This is a genomic window from Micromonospora sp. NPDC048887 (genome assembly GCF_040649715.1).
In the GTDB taxonomy this organism is placed as follows: Bacteria; Actinomycetota; Actinomycetes; order Mycobacteriales; family Micromonosporaceae; genus Micromonospora.
In genome coordinates this window covers 82,869-102,538 of sequence record NZ_JBEZGA010000020.1, presented here as the reverse complement: position 1 = coordinate 102,538, position 19,670 = coordinate 82,869, and the positions used below count along the sequence as shown (strand labels likewise).

Genomic DNA, 19,670 nt, shown 5'->3' with positions numbered 1-19,670 from the left:
CTAATCGCCTCTTTCACGCGGTTGTGAATGTCACGGTGGCCCCCGGTGACCCCCGGTTGCCGACGCTGGGTAAACCGATGCCAAGGCTACGCCGTGCGCTACGCGCAGGCATTCTCGCCTCCGGCTGGTGGTCCGTTTCACAGAAGATGCCAGAAGTTCGGCAAACGCTGCGTGACCCGCCGACTGCTGCTACACGACGGACCCCGGCCGATGACGTCGGTCACCGGCCGGGGTCCGCCCCGGACCGTCAGGTCAGGAGATGTCGCGCTTGCGGATCGTGGCCACGCCGATCGCGCCGGTCAGCACCGCGTACCCGATCAGCACCGCGGCGCCGGCCCAGCGCGGCGGGTTGCCGGGGATCTCGGTGCCGGCGACCATCAGGCTGGAGGCCAGGGACGGCACCAGCAGCTGGAGCTGGTTGATCCAGTCGCCGAAGCGCCCCGCCAGCAGGCCGATGGCGATCGCGGCCCCGATGGTGCCACCCAGGTAGAGCAGGATGCCGGTCACCGTCGCGCCGATCTGGCTGCGGATCAGCACGCCGAGGCCGACGCCGAGCACCGACCAGAGCAGGTAGGCCAGCCCGTTGAGCGCGATCGCCCCCCACACCTCTCCGCTGCCGAGCTGGCTGCCGATGTCCGACGCGCCCAGGATCATCGGCGCGAAGATCAGGTTGAGCACGGTGGTGACGAGCCAGAACAGCAGCGCCAGCACACCGGCCGCGACCAGCTTGGCCAGCATCACCGCGGTGCGGTGCGGCGCGGTGAGGAACGTGGTGGTCACCGTCTGGTGGAAGAACTCGCTCGTCACCACGACGATGCCGAGCAGCAGCACGATGAGCAGCCCGAAGAACTGACCGTTCGTGTAGAGGTTGGCGGCGATGCTGTCGGCGCTGGAGATCGCCTGCACCTGGTCGGCCTGGTCGGCCGGGATCTCGCCCAGGTTGTCGCTGGCCAGCGCGTCGGTCTGCAACCAGTTGAACAGCAGCGCCAGCACCCAGAGCGGCAGGCTGATCAGCCCGAAGATCCACCAGGTGCTGGTGGTGCGGATCTTGAGCAGTTCGGATCGGACAAGCGTCATCGGATCTCCGCCTTTCCGGCCGTCAGCTCCAGGAAGACCCCTTCGAGGTCAGGGCGCTCGGTGGTCAGCTCGTGCAGCTCGACCTTGGCGGCCAGCGCGACGCGGCCCACGGTCGGCGCGTCCACGCCGCTGACGAGCAGCGCGCCCTGCGGGTCGGTGTCGACGGTGGCCGACTGCTCGCGCAGCGCCGCGGCCAGATCGTCGGCCTGCGGGGTACGCACCCGCACCCGCACGCCGTGCGTCATCGAGGTCATCACCTGGTCGACCGGGCCCTGCCGGACCAGCTTGCCGGCCGCGATGATCACCACGTCGTCGGCGAGGAGCTGCATCTCGGAGAGCAGGTGGCTGGAGACCAGCACCGTGCGCCCCTCGGCGGCGAGCCCCTTGAGGAAGCCGCGCATCCAGCGGATGCCCTCCGGGTCCAGGCCGTTCGCCGGCTCGTCCAGGATCAGCACCTGCGGGTTGCCGAGCATCGCGGCGGCGATGCCGAGCCGCTGCTTCATGCCCAGCGAGTAGCCCTTGAACTTGCGCTTCGCCGCCGGAGTGAGCCCGACCAGGGCCAGCGCCTCGTCGGCGCGTTCCTTGGGCAGCCCGGCCGCCGCGCAGATCACCCGCAGGTGGTTGATGCCGGTGCGGCCCTTGTGCGCGCTGGACGCCTCCAGCACCGCGCCGACCGTACGCAGCGGGTCGGGCAGGTCGGCGTACCGGCTGCCGCCGATGGTGGCCGTGCCGGCGCTCGGCGTCACCAGGTTGAGCAGCATGCGCAGCGTGGTCGTCTTACCGGCGCCGTTGGGGCCGAGGAAGCCGGTGACCCGGCCCGGCTCGACCGTGAACGACAGGTTGTCCACCGCGCGGACGTTCTTGTACTGCTTGGTCAGGCCGGACACGGTGATCTGGCCGGTCCCGGCACTGGGGCGTGGCTGCCCGTCGGACATCATTCTCCTCTCCTGCCCCGGCGGGCTCGTCGCACGCCGGTGGGGCGCCGTTGCGGGGGCGCCCGGCAACAGCCTTCCAACCCGGCGCAAGGGGGTCAATCAGGCGGGACGCGTACGCGCCGTCCCCCTCAGGGATGAGATCACCCGGCCGGCAGCGCCACCCAGGTGGCCCGGGCGCGGCCGAGCAGCGCGCCGTCCGAACCGTACAGGCTGGTGTGCACCTCGGCCCGGCGTCCCTCGGCGCCGACCGCGAGGCCCGTGACCACGCACTCCTCGCCCGGCTGTGGCAGCGCCATGACCTGCGCGGCGATCCGCCCCAGCACGTACGGCCGGCCGGGCGCGAGCACCGCCCAGCCGCCCGGGCAGTCCAGCGCCGCCCACACGGTCGCGGGCACCACCTCGGCCGGCGCGTCGAACGGGGCGGCGGTGCGCCCGTCCGGCAGCCGCCCGGGGAAGATCCGCAGCCCGTCCGGGTGTGCCGGGCCGCAGACGTAGCAGCGGGGGAAGGGATGGTCGACCAGGCCGGGGTACGCCCGCGCGGCGTCGGTCGCCGTCGCCCGGTCCACCGGCGGCACCACCGCGTCGACCGGCCGGGCGCGGCGTACCTCGGCGACCAGGTGACCGTCCGGGTCGCGTACCTCGCCGTCGGCGGCGGCCAGCGGGGTGTCCAGCGGCGGCGGCCGGCGCAACGTGACCTCCACCGGGCCCCGGTCGTCGATCAGCGCGGCGAAGATCCCGGCGCTCCAGCCGCCGTTGCCGGAGCCGTCCGGCCCCTGGAAACGGGCCTCGACCAGCATGTGCACCTCCGGTTCACCGCCGCCGGCGCCGTCGCGGGCGGTCCGCCCGGCAGCCTCGCACACGCCCGTCGCGCCCCGGCCGTCCCGGTTCGCACGCCGCGGCCCACCGGCGTTCACCGGATCGACACCGCTCACCCCGGCGGTGGCAACCCAGGGCACCTACACAGGAGTCATGGCCGTTCTGCACGCCGCTGGCGCACCGCTCACGACCAGCGGTTACACCCTGCTGATCGCCGACGACCCGACTCTGGTCGCGGCCGCGCAACGCCTGCGCCACGAGGTGTTCGCCAGTGAACTCGGCGCCACCCTGCCGACCGCCGCCACCGGCCTCGACACCGACGAGTTCGACGCGCACTGCGACCACCTGGTGGTGCTGCGCGAGGAGACCGGCGAGGTCGTCGGCACGTACCGGCTGCTGCCGCCCGGTCGCACCGAACGCCGGTACGCCGACGGCGAGTTCGACCTGAGCCCGCTGGCCCCGCTCCGCGACCACCTGGTCGAGGCGGGCCGCTCCTGCGTGCACCCGGATCACCGCACCGGCGCCGTGATCAACCTCATGTGGGCCGGGATCTGCCGCTACCTGCACCTGCGCGGCACGCGCTGGCTCGGCGGCTGCGCCTCGGTGCCGGTGGCCGACGGCGGGACCGCCGCCGCGCAGGTGTGGGCCGAGGTCACCGCCCGGCACCTCGCCCCGCCGCTGTTGCGGGTCACCCCGCGCCGGCCCTGGTTCGCCGAGGCGCCGGCCGCCGACCCGGCCGCGCTCACCCCCGCGCGACGAGGGGCGCTCGTGCCGCCGCTGCTGCGGGGCTACCTGCGGCTGGGCGCGTGGGTGGCCGGCGAGCCCGCGTACGATCCGGACTTCGGCTGCGCCGACTTCTACGTGCTGTTCTCGCTGGACCGGATGAACCCCCGCTACCTGCGGCACTTCATCGGCGGGGACGGGTCGTGACCACCGCCGCCGCCGATCCGGCCGGTCCGTACGCCGGGGAGGGGCTGTGGCGTCCCGCCTCGGGCTGCGGGCCGGACTGCCTGCCGCCGCCGGTCGCCCCGGACGTGTCGCGGCTGCGCCGGGCGGGGCGGCTGCTCGGCGTACTCGGCATGCTGCTGGCCGGGGCGGGCGTGGCAGTGCTGCTGCCGCTGCTGCCGGCCGCCCGGGGCCGGGCCGCGTCGCGCGGCTGGGCACGGTGGACGCTGCGTAGCCTCGGGGTGCGGCTGCTGGTCCGGGGCCGGACGCCGCGCGGGCGCGCCCTGCTGGTCGCCAACCACGTCTCCTGGCTGGACATCTTGGCGGTGCTCGCCGTGTCGCCGACCCGGATGGTCGCCAAGTGCGAGGTCCGGAGCTGGCCGCTGGTGGGCGCCCTGGCCGCCGCGGCGGGCACCGTCTTCGTGGACCGGTCCCGGCCGCGTGACCTGCCGGCCACCGTCGCGCGGGTGGCCGGCGCGCTGCGGTCCGGGCGGTCGGTGGCGGTGTTCCCGGAGGGTACGACCTGGTGTGGCGCCGCGACGGGCTGCCGCCCCAGCCGCGGGTTCCGCCCGGCCATGTTCGAGGCCGCCGTGGCGGCGGGCGCGCCGGTGGTGCCGCTGAGCCTCGCCTACCGGTACGCGGGCGACCCGAGCACGCTGCCCGCCTTCCTCGGTGCGGAGACGCTCTGGGCCTCGGTGCGCCGGGTGCTCGCCGCCCGGGACCTGACCGTGTCGGTGACTGTGGGCGCGGCGCTGCACCCGGCCGAGGGCGCGGACCGCAGGGTGCTGGCCCGGATCGCGGAGGCCGCGGTCCACTCGACCCCTCGCTCCGTGCTCGCGGACCGGCTCGACCTGGCGGCCCGACCCGCTGGGGCGTCGGGGACGCGACACAGACGCGATAGTGTCTTGTTCAGTCGCGATGTATCGCGTTATGCTCCTCGCAACACCTGGCGGGCCGTGGGTCGGCCCGTCGACGAGGGGAGCGCGTCATGGCCAGCTGGACCGTCGAGAGCCCGCAGCGGATCACCGTGGACGAGCCGATCACCCGGTTCGACGCCGAACTGGTCAGCGGCCGGCTGAACGTGGTCGGCGCCGACGGTCCGGCCCGGGTCGACGTGACCCGGGTCAGCAACCGGCCCCTCCTCGTCGAGGTCCGCGACGGGCGGCTGACCATCCGGCACAAGCGCAAGCCCGGCCTGTTCGGCTTCTTCTCCTGGTTCGGCAACCGGATCCGGGCCGAGGTGTCGGTCGCCGTGCCGCCGGACGTGCTCGCCAACCTGTCTGTGGTCAGCGGCGCGCTCGTCGCCTCCGGGCTGCGGCGGGAGACCCGGGTCGACGTCACCTCCGGCCAGGTCACGCTGCGCGGACTGCGCGGGCGCACCAGCGCGAAGGTCATCTCCGGCCCGGTCGAGGCGCTCGGCATCGCCGGCGACCTGGACCTGGAGACGGTCTCCGGCGAGCTGATCCTCGCCGACAGCGCGCCCGAGCGGGTCCGCGCCCACGCCGTCTCCGGCTCGATCACCTGCGACCTGGACAACCCGCGCGGCAGCGAGATCCGGCTCAGCGCCATCTCCGGCAGCATCACCGTGCGGGTCCGCGAGGACAGTGACCTCACCGTGCACCTGCACACCACCTCCGGCAAGATCACCAGCGGCTTCCCGCAGGTGGACGGCGGCGGGCGCGGGCTCGGCTCGATCAAGGACAGCCACGGGGTGCTCGGTGGCGGTGCGGGTAGGCTCTGGGCCTCCGCGACCTCCGGCAGCATCGCGCTGCTCGCCCGCCCGGTCGCGCCCGCCGACCACGTGGAGGACGTGCCGTGACCGCCGTGTTCAGCCACGGCCGCCTCCGGCTCTACCTGCTGAAGCTGCTCGACGACGGCCCGAAGCACGGCTACGAGCTGATCCGCCTGCTGGAGGAGCGCTTCCTCGGCCTGTACGCGCCCAGCGCCGGCACCATCTACCCGCGGCTGCAACGGCTGGAGGCGGAAGGGCTGGTCCGGCACACCGCCGCCGGCGGGCGCAAGGTCTACGAGATCACCGACGCGGGCCGCGCCGAACTGAGCCGCCGCGCCGACGAGCTGTCGACGCTGGAGAGCGACATCGGCGCCGCCGTCGAGGATCTCTCCGCGCTGGCCGGGGAGATCCGCACCGAGGTACGCGGATCGGTGCGCGACCTGAAGCGGGAACTGCGCGAGGCGACCCGGCAGACCCGGCAGGGCGGCTGGGCGTCGTCCGCCACCGCCCGCCCGGCGAACGGCGGGGGCGCGGCCCGTCCGGACGACCCGCCGCTGCTCGCCGACTTCGACGAGCGGCTGGCCGCGTTCACGGTCGAGGTCGGTGCGCTGGTCCGGGCCCGGGGCCTGAGCGACAACCAGCTCCGTACCGCGATCCGGCTGCTCGACGGCGCGCTGGACGGGCTGCGGCGGCTGCTCCGCTGATCTCACAGGTTGTTTCCAGCCGGCGCCCAGCGCGACCGCAGCCGAGGCGCGGATGATGGGTGCCATGGCGGCTACCCAGACCGAGGCACGACTTCTCGTCGTCGAGGACGATCCCAACATCCTCGAACTGCTCTCCGCGAGCCTGCGCTTCGCGGGCTTCGACGTGGCCACCGCGACCAGTGGCAGCGCCGCGCTGAACGCCGCCAAGGACCACCGGCCCGACCTGGTGGTGCTCGACGTGATGCTGCCCGACCTGGACGGCTTCGAGGTCATCCGGATGATGCGCGAGGGCGGCACGCGTACCCCGGTGGTCTTCCTGACCGCGCGCGACGCCACCGACGACAAGATCCGCGGGCTCACCCTGGGCGGCGACGACTACGTCACCAAGCCGTTCAGCCTGGAGGAGCTGACCGCGCGGATCCGGGCCGTGCTGCGGCGCACCGCGACCGGCGAGCAGGCCCCGTCCCGCCTCACCTTCGCCGACCTGGAGCTGGACGAGGAGACGCACGAGGTGCACCGGGCCGGTCAGCGGGTGCAGCTCTCGCCGACCGAGTTCAAGCTGCTGCGTTACCTGATGCTCAACGCCAACCGGGTGCTCAGCAAGGCGCAGATCCTCGACCACGTCTGGAACTACGACTTCCGCGGTGACGACAACATCGTCGAGTCGTACATCTCCTACCTGCGGCGCAAGGTCGACAACACCCAGCCCCGGCTGATCCACACGCTCCGGGGAGTGGGTTACGTGCTCCGCAAGCCGGCGGCGTGAACCTCGTCCACGACGCCAAGGGCTGGCTGCGCGGGATTCCGCTGCGGCTCAAGCTGGTCACCGCCGTGCTGGCGCTGGTGGCCGGCGCGTTGCTGGTGATCAGTGTCTCCACCGCCTACTTCCTGCACAACTACCTGGTCGACCGGATCGACGGCGAGCTGAGCGACCAGTTCAACAAGGATGTGGTGGTCAACCAGGCCAACGCCAACAACCTGCCCACCGACTACCTCTTCAGCGAGTGGGACCGCCGCACCCAGCGCGTGGCGATCCTCCGGGACAGTTCGCTGGTGCCGGACGACCTGCCCGCGGGGCTCAGGGACGCGAACTGGTACCTCGACCACGCCGGCGGAGCGGCCTTCACCGACGACGGCGCGGACATGCGGGTGCGGTGGCGCCTGATGGTGCGGCAGGTCGACGAGAACACCTACCTGGCGATCGGGCAGAACCTCGACGACGTCGACCTCTCGGTCCGGCAGCTGCTCTGGATCGACGTGCTCGTCGGTGGCGCGGTCCTGATCATCCTGGCCTCGGTGGGTGCGGGAATCGTCCGGGCCAGCTTGAAACCGCTCGTGGAGATAGAGCGTACGGCGGCCGCCATCGCCGGCGGCGATCTGACCCGACGGGTGCCCGACCCGGAGATGGGGCGGCCCTGCCCCACCTCTGAGCTGGGCCGACTGTCCCGGGCGCTGAACGCCATGCTCGCGCAGATCGAGGCCGCGTTCACCGCGCGGGCCGCCTCCGAGGCGGCGGCGCGCAGCGCCGAGATGGGCGCGCGGGACGCCGCCGCGTACGCGCAGGCGTCGGAGGCACGGGCCCGCCGCTCCGAGGAACGGATGCGGCAGTTCATCGCCGACGCCTCGCACGAGCTGCGGACGCCGCTGACCACCATCCGGGGCTTCGCCGAGCTGTACCGGCAGGGCGCGGTGCGCGCGCCGGAGCAGACCGCGGATCTGCTGCGCCGGATCGAGGACGAGGCGTCCCGGATGGGTCTGCTGGTGGAGGACCTGCTGCTGCTCGCGCGGATGGACCGGGAACGGCCGATCACGCTGGCCCCGGTCGAGTTGCCGGTGCTGGCGTCCGACGCGGTGCAGGCGGCCCGGGTGGTCGACCCGGAGCGGCGGATCGAGCTGGAGCGGGAGCCGGGCGGCGGCCCGATGGTGGTGCTCGGCGACGACGCCCGGCTGCGCCAGGTGATCGGCAACCTGATGACGAACGCGCTCACCCACACGCCGCCGGACGCCGCGGTGACGCTGCGGCTGCGGGAGGAGGCGGGCAACCTCGCCGTGGTGGAGGTGGCGGACACCGGTCCGGGCCTCACGCCGGAGCAGGCCGAGCGGGTGTTCGAGCGGTTCTACCGGGTGGACGCCGCCCGCACCCGCCGGGCCGGCGGGCCGATCAGCACGGGCCTCGGCCTGGCCATCGTCGCCGCGCTCGTCGCCGCTCACCACGGCACCGTCGAGGTGGCGGAGACGCCCGGGGGCGGAGCGACGTTCCGGGTGAAGTTGCCGCTGCTCGCCGAGGCGACCGATTCGGGCGAGTGACATTCAGAAAACTTCCAGGCAGATTCCAGGCTGGTGACAGTGCTACGGGGAAAGCTGGTGACATGACCGACCACGAGACCGATCCGCAGCGGTCGCCGGCCCCCGCCGACGCCGAGCCGTCGCACCACACCGCCGAGCTGCCCCGCGTCGAGAGCGGGACGTCGGACTCCTCCTCCACCACCCCGGCCCCCGCGTCGGTTCCGGCCGACTCCCCGGCCGCCGGAACCGCCACGCCCGCCGGGAACACCACGCCCGCCGGGCCGTACCCGCCGCAGCCGGCGACGCCGTCCGCCCCGCCGTACCCGGCCTCGGGGCAGCCGCAGCAACCCCATCCCTGGTACGGGGGACAGCACCAGCAGGGCGGCTGGAACCAGCAGGGCAACGCGGGCTACCCGTCCACGCAGCACGGTGGGCCGGTGCCGTCGTACCAGGCGCAGCCGTACCAGGGGCAGCAGGGCTACCAGCCGTACCAGCCGACGCCGCAGTGGGGCCCGCAGCAGCCGGCGCGGCCCAGCCGGGCCGGTAAGTTCGTCGGCGCGGGCGTGCTGGCGCTGGCGCTGATGTTCGGCTCCGGCGTCGCGGGTGGCGCGCTCGCCCTCGCGCTCGACGGGGGCGGCCCCACCCGCACCTACTCCGCCGCTCCGGTGATCAACAGCGCCGACCTGCCCAAGATCGCGGCCTCCGTCCAGGACAGCATCGTCACGATCATGACGGGCAGCGGTGAGGGCTCCGGGGTGATCCTCAGCGCCGACGGGTACGTGCTCACGAACAACCACGTGGTCGCCGGTGGCGGCGACACGGTCCGGGTGGTCTTCGCCGACGGCAAGAGCGCCTCCGCCAAGGTCGTCGGCACCGACCCGAAGACCGACCTCGCGGTGGTCCAGGCCGAGGGCGTGCGTGACCTGAAGGCGGCCAAGTTCGGCGACAGCGACGCCATGCAGGTCGGTGACCAGGTGCTCGCCCTGGGCAGCCCGCTCGGCCTCCAGGGTTCGGTCACCGCCGGCATCCTGAGCGCCCGCGACCGCACCATCCAGGCGGGCGGCGGCCAGCAGCAGAACCCGCAGCAGGGCGCCAGCTCGATCTCCGGGCTGCTGCAGACCGACGCCCCGATCAACCCGGGCAACTCCGGTGGCGCGCTGGTGAACACCCGGGGCGAGGTGATCGGCATCAACACCGCCATCGCCACCGCCGGACAGGGCAGCACCGGGAACATCGGCGTCGGCTTCGCCATCCCGAGCAACAAGGCCAAGGACGTGGCCGAGAAGCTCCAGCGCGGTGAGAAGATCAGCCACCCCTCGCTGGGGGTGAGCGTCAACGGCGCCGAGGACGGCGGGGCGCTGGTCGCCGCTGTCACGCCGGGCAGCCCCGCCGAGAAGGCCGGGATCCAGCGCGGCGACGTGATCACCAAGTTCGGCGACAAGGTGATCAACGACTCGAACGACCTGGTCGGCGCCGTGCAGGCCGGCAAGGTCGGTGACCGGGTCGAGGTGCAGTACAAGCGAAACGGATCCACCGAGAACGCAACCGTGACGCTCGCCGAGACGTCATAGTCCCGAGGACCTGCCTCCCTCCCGGGCGGCGGGCGACGGAGCCAAGGGGGTTGGCTCCGTCGCCCGCCGCCCCTCCTCGTTCCCTCTCGTCCGAGCCGCGACTCACGGTGACGTGGAGCCGGCGTCGAGGTCACCGACGCCGGCAGGGCCGGCCTCGCCCTTCCGAGGGCGGATCGCCCACGGCGGATGACGATCTGTCACCCGGTGCGGGTGAGGCCGGCTCACCCGCACCGGCGGCAGCCTGGCGGGTATGACCACCACCATGCCTGCCGTGCGTACCGACCAGGCGATCCAGCGTGACGTCCTCGCGGAACTGGACTGGGACGCGCAGACCCGGGCCACCGAGGTCGGCGTGACGGTCGCCGACGGCGTCGTCACGCTCACCGGCCAGGTGGACGGCTACGCCCGGCGGTGGGCCGCCGAACGCTGCGCCCACCGGGTACGTGGCGTGCGCGCGGTCGCCAGTGACCTGGCGGTCGTCCTGCCCGCCACGGAACGGCGTACCGACGCCGACATCGCGATCGCGGCGAGCCGGGCCCTGGAGTGGGACAGCTTCGTGCCCGCCGAGCGGCTGGACGTGACGGTGGCCGACGGCTGGGTGATGCTCCGCGGCGAGGTCGAGTTCGGCTTCCAGCGCCGTACCGCCGAGCGGGAGCTGCGCCGGCTGCGCGGCGTACGCGGCGTGACGAACCTCGTCGAGGTGCGGCCCCCTACCCCGCCGAGTGACGAGCAGAGGCGGCTCGACCTGCGCCGCCTGCTGGCGCGGCGTACCGGGACCGAGCGGATCGACGCCCGGGTCGACGGCGACACGGTCGTGCTCGACGGCGTGGCGAGTGCCTGGTGGCAGCGGGAGGACGCGGAACGGGCCGCCTGGGCGCTACCCGGCGTACGGGAGGTGCACGTCGGGATCGTGGTGTCCGGCTGACGCGGTCGTTTACCGCGAGCCGGGTCGGGAACCCGCGCGCAGCGGGGTACGCCGGGGACCGACGGGGAGGACTCGTAGCCGTGAACCAGCAGTCCCCGGAGCGCGGGTGGGCCGGGCCGTTGCGGATCGCCATGGTGGTGCCGCCCTGGCTGTCGGTGCCGCCGCCCGGCTACGGCGGGCTGGAGACCGTGGTGGCGGGTCTCGTCGACGCGCTTGTCGAACGGGGGCACCGCGTCACGTTGTTCGGCGCCGGGACCGACCACGGCACCGCCGCCGAGTTCGTCTCCACCTGCGCCGACCTCCAGTACGAGCGGATGGGCGAGTCGCTGCCCGAGCTGGCGCACCTGGCCCACGTCGACCGCCTGGTCGGCCCGGCCGACTTCGACCTGATCCACGACCACACCACGATCGGCCCGATGGTGGCCGGCCGCCGCCGGGTGCCCACAGTGGCCACCGTGCACGGCAACCCGGTCGGCGAGTACGGCACGGCGCTCGGCGCCACCGACCGGGGCGTGGGGCTGGTCGCGATCTCGCACGCCCAGCGCCGGGCGAACCCGGGGCTGCCCTGGGCCGGCACCGTGCACAACGCGATGCCGCTGCGGGACATCCCCCGCAAGCGCGGTCCGGGCGCGGGCCCGGTGCTCTGGCTGGCCCGGTTCAGCCCGGACAAGGGCCCGGACGTGGCCGTGGCGGCCTGCCGGGCGGCCGGGCTGCCGCTCACGCTCGCCGGCAAGAGCAGCGAACCGGCCGAGCGGCGCTACCTGGAGCAGGTGGTCCGGCCGCTGCTCGGCGACGACGTGACACTCGTGGTGAACGCGGACCGGGCGACCGCGCTGCGGCTGATGCTGGACGCCCGCTGCCTGATCATGCCGATCCAGTGGGCGGAGCCGTTCGGCATGGTGATGGTGGAGGCGATGGCGACCGGTACGCCGGTGGTGGCGCTGAGCCGGGGCGCGGTGCCGGAGCTGATCCGCGACGGGGTCACCGGTTTCGTCTGCGACCACCCCGGCGAGCTGCCGGCGGCGTTGCGGGCGGCGGCGGCGGACCTGGACCCGGGGGACTGCGTCGCGCACGTGGCGGAGAACTTCTCGGTGGAGCGGATGGCCGCCGACTACGAGGCGGTCTACCGGGGCTTCCTGGCCGCGCGGGCGAGCACGGGGGCGGCCCGCGCGGTGGCGCCGGCCGTCGGGGGCTGACCCGTCAGGTCTGCCCGGCCACGAGTTCCGCGGCGGCGGCGTCGAGCCGCCGCGCGTACCCGGGACTGATGCTGCCCTCACGGCGGCGTTCGTCGATCTTGCCGCGGAGCCGGTCCACGGCGGCGGTCACCGCGTCCTCGCCGTTCGCGGCGACCGCGTTGCGCAGCAGGTTACGCAGGTCCACCCCGACGTCCTCGCGGATCTGGCCCTCGGTCAGCCCGGCCTCGATCAGTCCGTCCACCCGTTCGGCGGCGTCGGCCTGACCGGCGGCCGGCGGGCGGGTGCCCCCGGTCGGCGGCGGGGGTGTCGTGGTGGCCGGCGGCGTGGTGGCCGGGTCGTCGGTCACCGGCGGTTCGGCGGGCGACGGCTGCACCGGCCCGGCGGTCGGCAGCACCCGAGGTCCGGCCTGCCGGTCCGGCGTCAGCGCGGGCACCAGCAGCGCCGCGGCGGCGACCACTGTCACACCGACCGCTGCCAGCGTGAGGGTACGCCGCCGGCCCGGCGGCGCAGTCGGAACCGGCTGCGCGGCGGGGGACGGCTCCGGCACCGGCTGCGCCACGGGGATCCGGCCCGGAGCCGGCTGCGCGGCCGGATCGGGCGGCGGCGAGGTCAGCGCGGGCAGCGTCATGGTCGGCGCCAGCATGGTGGCCGCCTGCGGGTCGGCGGGCAGCAACTGGTCGCGCAGCACGGCGGCGACCCGGTGCGCGGTGGGCCGCCGCCGCGGGTCGCGGGCCAGGCAGCGCAGGCAGATCTCCGCGACCGGCCGGGGCAGTCCCGGTACGTCGTCCAGAGTGGGCTCCGGACTGTCCGCGAGCGCCGCGCTCAGTTCCTCCCAGGTCTCCGCCGGGTACGGCGGGTGCCCGGTCAGCGTCTCGAACAGCAGCACGCCGAGCGAGTACACGTCGGTGGCCGGCTGGGCGGGCGCACCGTCGAGCCGCTCCGGTGCCACGTACGCCGGAGTGCCGAACGTGCCGCCGTCCTCGTCGTCGTCGGGCGTGCCGATCCGGGTGGCGATGCCGAAGTCGAGCACCTTCGCGCCGGTGGCCGTCATCATCACGTTGGCCGGTGTCACGTCGCGGTGCACGATGCCGAGCCGGTGCGCCGCGGCCAGCGCCTCGGCCACCTGCGCGCCCGTCTCCACCGCCGCCGGCCAGGGCATCGGCCCCTCGGTGAGCCGGTGCTCCAGTTCCTCGCCGCTGAGCAGCTCCATCACCACGAACGAGGTGATCGAGCCGTCCGGGGCCACCGTCTCGCCGTAGTCGTGCACGGCGGTGACGTGCGGGTGGTCGAGCTGCGCGGCCGAGCGGGCCTCCTCGCGCACCATGCCGCGGAACCGGGCGTCGGCGGCGAGCGAGGGGGCGAGCACCTTCACCGCCACCACCCGGTCGAGCACCTCGTCGCGGGCACGCCAGATCACCGACATGCCACCGGCGCCGATCCGGTCGATGAGCCGGTACCGACGGGCCAGCAGACGGCCGGCCTGGAGTGTCGCCATCAGCTCGCACCTGCCTGGGCTCGGGAGCGCTATCAGGTTGCGGGAATGTGTCTGACCTGTCAACAGTCGTCCGGTTGACGATCGCGGTGCGTCACAACCCGGGCCGGTTCGTGTGACGCTCCGGTGACGGGCGGGGCGGCCAACCGGCCGGGTGTGGGCCGCGTGCCAGGATGAACGGCATGGCAGCAGGTCCGGTGGCGTTCGTGCTCGGCGGCGGGGGAGTGCTCGGCGCGGTCGAGGTGGGGATGCTGCGCGCCCTGTTCCGCGCCCGGATCAAACCCGACCTGGTCCTCGGCACGTCGATCGGCGCGGTGAACGGCGCCCTGGTCGCCGCCGACCCGACCGAGGCGGTCACCGACCGGCTGGTCCGGCTGTGGGCGTCGCCCGAGGCCAGCGAGGTGTACGGCGACTCGGTCGCCCGGCAGCTGCGCCGGTTCGCCGCCCGTACCCACCTGCACTCGCCCCGGCCGCTGTACCGCCTGCTGGAGAGCACACTGGGCGAGAACACCACCTTCGCCGACCTGGCCGTGCCGTTCCGCTGCTGCGCCGCGAACATCGAGCGCGCCGCCGAGCACTGGTTCCACACCGGACCGCTGGTGCCGGCGGTGCTCGCGTCCGCCTCGGTGCCGGGGCTGCTGCCGCCCACCCAGATCGACGGCCAGCACTACATCGACGGCGGGGTGGTCAACTCGATCCCGGTCGGCGAGGCGGTGGCGCTCGGCGCGAAGCAGATCTTCGTACTCCAGGTGGGCCGGATCGAACGCGAGCTGAGCCCGCCGCGCCGCCCGTGGGAGATCGCCCAGGTGGCGTTCGAGATCGCCCGCCGGCACCGGTTCGCGCGGGAGATGGCGGCGCTGCCCGAGGACGTCGAGGTGCACGTGCTGCCCACCGGCGGGCTGGAGCCGCGCGACGACAGCCCGTGGGCGTACCGGGACACGGCGGCGGTGGGACGGCGGATCAGCCGGGCGTACACTGCCTCCCGCCGATACCTGGACACCGCGCTGGAGCGCTGAATGCCGCTGCCGCCCCGCTGGCTACGCCGGCTGGTGCTCGCCCCTGGTGTGGTGCTGCTGGCCTTCTTCGTGGTGACCACGCTGCCCGGTTGGGCGCTGCTGGCGCTGGCCGCGTCCCCGCTGGTGCCGGGGCGGCTGCGCCCGCTGCGGCTGCTCTGGATCGGCACCGTCTACCTGGTCTGGGACGCCGCCGCGCTGCTCGCCCTGTTCGTGCTCTGGCTCGCCTCGGGCTTCGGCGTGTACAAGCGCGCGCCGGCCTTCCAGCGGGCCCACTACGTCCTGGCCGGCTGGTTCCTGCGGGTCATGTTCTGGCAGGCCCGGTGGACGCTGCGGCTGAGCATCGACGTGGTCGGCACCGACCCGGACACCGCCCTGCCCGGCCGCCCCGAGCTGGTGGTCTGCCGGCACGCCGGGCCCGGCGACTCGTTCATCCTGATCCACGCGCTGGTGAACTGGTTCAACCGGGAGCCCCGGATCGTGCTCAAGGAGACGCTCCAGTGGGATCCGGCCATCGACGTGCTGCTCAACCGGCTGCCCAACCGGTTCATCGCGGCCGGGCCGGACGGGCGCGACTCGGTGACCCGGCAGGTCGGGCACCTGGCCACCGGCCTGGATGACGACGACGCCTTCGTGATCTTCCCGGAGGGCGGCAACTTCACCCCGTCGCGGCGGCTACGCGCGATCGACCGGCTGCGCTCGCTCGGCCTGGAACGGATGGCGCGGCGGGCCGAGCGGATGCGGCACGTGCTCGCCCCGCAGCCGGGCGGGCTGCTCGCCGCGCTCGACGCCGCGCCGGATGCCGGAGTGATCTTCGTGGCGCACACCGGCCTGGACCAGATGCTCACCGTCGCGGACGTGTGGCGCGAGCTGCCGATGGACAAGCGGATCGTGATGCGGTTCTGGTCGGTGCCGCCGGAGGAGATCCCGGCCGGCAAGCAGGAACGCATCGACTGGCTTTTCGACTGGTGGGCCCGCATCGACAGGTGGATCGCGGACAACCGCGACGGCGCGGCCGACACCTGAGCCGAATCACCGGAGCTCCTGTTCAGCGCGGTGGCGGCGGGCGACGTAGGGTGCGCTGGTGGACCAGATCTGCGTGGTGACGACTGTGGTGGACGCCCGCGGGGTCGCGGACGTGCTGGCGGCCGCGGCCGTCGCCGGCCGGCTGGCGGCCTGTGCTCAGGTCGGCGGCCCGGTGGACAGCACCTACTGGTGGCAGTCGGCGATCCAGACCACTGTCGAGTGGCAGGTGCGGTTCAAGACCGCGCCGGACCGGGTGGACGCCCTGGTCGACCAGATCCGGGCCAACCACCCGTACGAGGTGCCGGAGATCCTGGTCAGCCGGGAGGGCAGCGGCAACCCCGGTTACACCGCCTGGGTACACGAGCAGACCCGGCCCTAGGTACTCCTACTCTGTCCCTCCACCCCGCCGCCCGCGAGGCTGGCCGGGTGGAGAACACCGGCTACCCCTGCCCCGGTTGCGGCGCCCCGGCCGACCTCGTCGCCGGATGCCGCGGCTGCGGCCGTCCGCCCTACCCGCCCGCCGCCGAGGTGATCCGGCTGGACCGGGAGATCGGCGAGCTGGTGCCGCGCGTCGAGGCGGCCCGGCTCGCGTACCAGGAGCTCTCCGGCCGGCTGGTCACGGCCCGGCAGCGGCGGGCGGCGCTCGCCGCCCGGGTCCGCCAGGAGATCCCCGCGCCGCACGCCGCCGGTCCCGCGCCGCACCCGGCGGTGACGCCGCCGCGCCCGGTTCCCCCCACCCCAGCGGTACGCCCCGGCGGCGCGGAGACCTCCACCCGCGCGGTCCAGGGCCTGCTGTTCGTCCTCGGTGGACTGCTGCTCGGCACCGCCGCTGTGGTGTTCACCGCCGTCGCCTGGACCACGTTCGGGGTGGCCGGCCGGGCGCTGATCCTGCTCGCCGTGACCGCGCTGGCCCTGGCCGCGCCGCTGGTCGCCCGGGCGCGCGGGCTGCGCGGCACCGCCGAGACGCTCGCCTCGGTGGCGTTGCTGCTCGTGGTCCTGGACGGGTACGCCGCCTGGTCGGTGGACCTGTTCGGGGTGACCGCCCTGCCCGGCAGCCGGTACGCGGCGCTTGTCGCGGCGGCCGGCACGGCGGTGGCGGCCGGGTACGGCCTGGCCAGCCGGCTGACCGCACCCTGGTTCGCGGCGTGGCTGCTCGCCCAGCCGGTGCTGCCGCTGGCCGCTGCCGCGTTCCGGCCCACCGCCGCCGGCTGGGCGCTGGTGCTGACCGCTGTGGCGCTCGGCAACCTCGCGGTGGTGCTCGCGCTGCGCCGCCGGACCCCTGAGGCGCGCGTGGCGCTGGTGGTCGGGCGGGTGCTGGGTTGGATCGGACACGGTGTGGCGCTGGTCCTGGCGGCCGGCTGCGCGCTGGTGCCGCTGGCTGTCGGTCGCGCGGCGGGCACGCCGCTGCTCGCCGGTGGCCCGCTGCTGGTGGTGGCGCTCGCAGTGGTCGCCGGCGCGCTCGCCGCCGGTGGCCGCCTCTGGCGCGCGACGACCACCGGGCTGCTGGTGCCGGTGCTCGCCCTCGCGCTGATCCGGCCGGTCGGCGAACTGCGGCCGGGGCTGCTGCTGCTCGCCGCCGGCCTGGTGGTGGCGGCGCTCGCCGGTGCGGTCCGGGCGCTGCCGGCGCCGGTCCGGACCGGCCCGCTCGTGGGCGCGCTCGCCGTGGCCGCCGGGCTGGGCCAGGTCGCGGTCGTGCTCACCGGCCTGGTCGGCGCGGCCACCGCGAGTGCCGGATTCCCGGCCTGGCAGGGCGGCCGGGACGTGCCGGTTCCGTCCTGGGGCTGGCAGCTTCCGGTGGCCCTGCTGCTGACCGCCGGGGCGGTGGCGCTGCTGACGCCGCGGGCCGTCCGGCCGCTCGCCGGCGTGGCGGCCGCCGGGCTGGTCGCCCTCGCGGTGCCGGCCGTGACGGCGACGCCGTGGCCGCTGGTGCTGGTCGTGGACCTCGCGGCGGCCACCGCGCTGCTGCTGGCGGCGGTGGTCCGGCCGCGCGGGGGACGGGTCGTCGTGCCGGCCGCCGCGTCGGCCGGGGCGGTGCTGCTCGGGCACGCGCTGCTGGTCGGCTGCGCCGCCCCGGCCGGTGCCGTCGCCGTGCTCGCCGTGACGGTGGTGCTCGGCGTGGCGCTCGCGGCACTGGGCCGGCGCGGGCGGGACGCGCAGCCCGTGGTCGGCGGCGTCGCGCTGGCGGTGGCGTTGCTTGCCGTACCGGCTGCGGTGGCCGTCGCGCTGCTCGGCCTGGGTGCGCCGGTCTGGTGGCAACTGCGGGGCGCTACCGCCGCCGTCGTGGTGCCGGTCGCCGCCGTCCTCGCCGTCCGTCGCCTGTGGACCGACCTGAGCGGGTACGCCTCGGCGGGGCTCGCCGTGGCGCTCGCCGGGGTCGGCCTCGGCCCGGTCGTCGCGCCGGGCGGGGAACCGGTGGCGCCGTACGCCACGGCGGGGGTACTGCTGGCGCTCGCCGCCGGGGCGGGTGCCCGGCCGGCGGTCGCGCCGCGGGTGGTGGGTGCCGCGCTGGCCGTGCTGGCGTTGCTGGACTCCGCGCGGCCGGTGCTGCTGGTGCTCGCGAACCTGCCGGTGCTGCCCTGGTCCGGGGCGCCCGCCGTCGCGGCGGCGTCCGCCGAGACCGCCCGTGCCGGGCTGGTGCTGCTGGCCCTGGGCGTCGCCGCCGCAGCCTTCGCCGCCACCGATCGCCGCGTCGCGTGGTGGCTCGCCGCGCTGCCGTTCGGCGCGGTGGCGCTTCCGGTGCTGCTGGCGGCGGCGGGTGCGCCCTGGCCGGTGGTGCCGGCGGTCGTGTTCGGGATCGGGCTGGCCGCGCTGCTGGCCGCCGCGCTCACCGGTGTGCGCCCGGTGGTGCTCGTGCCGCTCGGGGCGGTGCTGGCCGTACCCGGGTTCGGTGGCCTGCTCGCCACCCGGGCCCTGACGCTCACCGCGCTGGGTGTGCTGGTGGTGGCCGGGGTCGTGACCGGGGTGGCCGGGCGGTCGACGCCGGTCCGGATCGCGGGCTGGCTGGGCGCCGTGGCGGCGGCCACCGGGTTCGCCGTCACCGCGTCGATCGCGGCCGGGCAGCCGATGCGTACCGGGGCGTTCGCCGTCCTGGCCGTCGCGGCGGTGACGTCGCACGCGGCGCCGCTGCTGCGCGCGGGCCGGTCCCGTCGGCCGGCAGCGGCCGGGCCCGTCGTGCCCGCTCTGGCGCCGGGTGCGGCTGGGCCGGTGACGTCGGGTGCTGTGGGCGGGCCGGCCCTGCCGGCGAACGGGCCGGGCGGAGTCGGCGCGAAGCGGGCCGGTGCGTGGGTGCTGGAGGCGGCGGCGCAGGCCGTGGCGCTGCTCGCGCTGCTGCTCGCCAGCGGCTCGTTGCGGCACGCGGCGGCCGTCTGCGTGCTGTGGGGCGTCGCCGTCGCGCTCCGGGTGCTGCGCCGGGGCGAGTCGCCGGCCGGGCGGCGCGTGCTCGCGGCGGTGGCCGCGAGCAGCGAGCTGGTCGGCGCCTGGCTGCTGCTGGCCGCGCGCGGGGTGACGGTGCCGGAGGCGTACACGCTGTCGGCGGCGGCGCTCGCCCTGGGCGCCGGGTTGCTGGCGTTGCGGCGCCGGCCCGGGCTGACCAGTTGGCTGGCGCTCGGCCCGGGACTCGTCGCGGCGTTCCTGCCGAGCCTCGTGTCGGTGCTGGTCTCCGGTGAGCCGCAGCCGTGGCGGCGGCTGGCGCTCGGCGCGGCGGCGCTGGCGGTCGTGCTCGGCGGGGCGGCCCGGCGCTGGCAGGCGCCGGTGGTGCTGGGCGCGGCCACGCTGGTGCCGCTGGCCCTGCACGAGCTGGCCCGGGGCTGGGACCTGATGCCCCGCTGGATCTTCCTGGGGGTGGGTGGGCTGCTGCTGATCGGGCTGGCCGCCACCTACGAGCGGCGCCGGCGCGATCTGGTCCGGCTGCGCGACGCCGTCGCCCGGCTCGGCTGACGAACGCGGCGAGCCC

General features: G+C 75.0%; 16 protein-coding genes and 1 pseudogene. 13 read left to right on the top strand and 4 right to left on the bottom strand.

Going from position 1 to position 19,670, the window contains the following annotated elements:
- Positions 1-252 precede the first annotated feature (252 nt).
- From AB0C17_RS25455 to AB0C17_RS25445, 3 genes are all read right to left on the bottom strand, one after another.
- Positions 253-1,077, bottom strand: coding sequence for an ABC transporter permease (locus tag AB0C17_RS25455; RefSeq protein WP_357472295.1), 825 nt, complete (start codon positions 1,075-1,077; stop codon positions 253-255).
- Positions 1,074-2,012, bottom strand: a complete 939-nt coding sequence (locus tag AB0C17_RS25450) for an ABC transporter ATP-binding protein (protein ID WP_357383923.1) — start codon at positions 2,010-2,012, stop codon at positions 1,074-1,076. Before AB0C17_RS25450 ends, AB0C17_RS25455 begins: the two co-directional genes overlap by 4 nt.
- 140 nt (positions 2,013-2,152) lie before the next feature.
- Entirely contained in the window at positions 2,153-2,809 is a 657-nt protein-coding gene (locus AB0C17_RS25445; RefSeq protein ID WP_357480775.1) for a hypothetical protein, read from the bottom strand.
- Between the two features lie 172 nt (positions 2,810-2,981).
- Between AB0C17_RS25445 and AB0C17_RS25440 the strand changes: the two genes are divergently transcribed.
- The 9 genes and pseudogenes from AB0C17_RS25440 to AB0C17_RS25400 all read left to right on the top strand — a co-directional run bounded on the left by AB0C17_RS25440 (position 2,982) and on the right by AB0C17_RS25400 (position 12,187).
- Positions 2,982-3,758, top strand: a complete 777-nt coding sequence (locus AB0C17_RS25440) for a GNAT family N-acyltransferase (RefSeq protein ID WP_357480758.1) — start codon at positions 2,982-2,984, stop codon at positions 3,756-3,758.
- A pseudogene (locus AB0C17_RS25435) lies at positions 3,755-4,585 on the top strand (lysophospholipid acyltransferase family protein); the annotation flags it as partial. The gene AB0C17_RS25440 and the pseudogene AB0C17_RS25435, both read left to right, overlap by 4 nt.
- Positions 4,586-4,761: 176 nt before the next feature.
- On the top strand, positions 4,762-5,592 hold the full coding sequence (locus AB0C17_RS25430) for a DUF4097 family beta strand repeat-containing protein (RefSeq protein WP_357480755.1): 831 nt from the start codon (positions 4,762-4,764) through the stop codon (positions 5,590-5,592).
- Complete coding sequence (locus AB0C17_RS25425; protein ID WP_357480752.1) at positions 5,589-6,209, top strand: PadR family transcriptional regulator; 621 nt, start codon at positions 5,589-5,591, stop codon at positions 6,207-6,209. Before AB0C17_RS25430 ends, AB0C17_RS25425 begins: the two co-directional genes overlap by 4 nt.
- Positions 6,210-6,273: 64 nt before the next feature.
- Positions 6,274-6,975 carry a response regulator transcription factor gene (locus tag AB0C17_RS25420; RefSeq protein WP_357383773.1) on the top strand — a complete coding sequence of 234 codons (702 nt, stop codon included), beginning with the start codon at positions 6,274-6,276 and terminating at the stop codon, positions 6,973-6,975.
- On the top strand, positions 6,972-8,516 hold the full coding sequence (locus AB0C17_RS25415) for an ATP-binding protein (RefSeq protein WP_357472286.1): 1,545 nt from the start codon (positions 6,972-6,974) through the stop codon (positions 8,514-8,516). Before AB0C17_RS25420 ends, AB0C17_RS25415 begins: the two co-directional genes overlap by 4 nt.
- A gap of 62 nt (positions 8,517-8,578) precedes the next feature.
- Positions 8,579-10,066 (top strand): trypsin-like peptidase domain-containing protein, encoded by a 1,488-nt coding sequence (locus AB0C17_RS25410; RefSeq protein WP_357383777.1) that lies wholly within the window; start codon positions 8,579-8,581, stop codon positions 10,064-10,066.
- 250 nt (positions 10,067-10,316) lie between these two features.
- Positions 10,317-10,991 carry a BON domain-containing protein gene (locus tag AB0C17_RS25405; protein ID WP_357383779.1) on the top strand — a complete coding sequence of 225 codons (675 nt, stop codon included), beginning with the start codon at positions 10,317-10,319 and terminating at the stop codon, positions 10,989-10,991.
- 131 nt (positions 10,992-11,122) lie between these two features.
- A complete protein-coding gene (locus AB0C17_RS25400; RefSeq protein WP_357480772.1) occupies positions 11,123-12,187 on the top strand; it encodes a glycosyltransferase family 4 protein in 1,065 nt (354 codons plus the stop codon).
- Between the two features lie 4 nt (positions 12,188-12,191).
- Here the strand turns inward: AB0C17_RS25400 and AB0C17_RS25395 are convergent, their stop codons facing one another.
- Complete coding sequence (locus tag AB0C17_RS25395; protein ID WP_357480749.1) at positions 12,192-13,682, bottom strand: protein kinase; 1,491 nt, start codon at positions 13,680-13,682, stop codon at positions 12,192-12,194.
- Between the two features lie 179 nt (positions 13,683-13,861).
- On the opposite strand from AB0C17_RS25395, the gene AB0C17_RS25390 reads away from it, so the two are divergent.
- From AB0C17_RS25390 to AB0C17_RS25375, 4 genes are read left to right on the top strand one after another with little or no spacing between them, the layout of a single operon-like run.
- Positions 13,862-14,695, top strand: coding sequence for a patatin-like phospholipase family protein (locus AB0C17_RS25390; protein WP_357480746.1), 834 nt, complete (start codon positions 13,862-13,864; stop codon positions 14,693-14,695).
- Positions 14,696-15,718: a 1-acyl-sn-glycerol-3-phosphate acyltransferase gene (locus AB0C17_RS25385; protein WP_357480743.1), complete on the top strand. Its 1,023-nt coding sequence runs from the start codon at positions 14,696-14,698 to the stop codon at positions 15,716-15,718. It begins immediately after the preceding gene.
- Between the two features lie 58 nt (positions 15,719-15,776).
- On the top strand, positions 15,777-16,097 hold the full coding sequence (gene cutA / locus AB0C17_RS25380; RefSeq protein WP_357383787.1) for a divalent-cation tolerance protein CutA: 321 nt from the start codon (positions 15,777-15,779) through the stop codon (positions 16,095-16,097).
- A gap of 47 nt (positions 16,098-16,144) precedes the next feature.
- Complete coding sequence (locus AB0C17_RS25375) at positions 16,145-19,654, top strand: hypothetical protein (RefSeq protein ID WP_357472277.1); 3,510 nt, start codon at positions 16,145-16,147, stop codon at positions 19,652-19,654.
- Positions 19,655-19,670 lie beyond the last annotated feature (16 nt).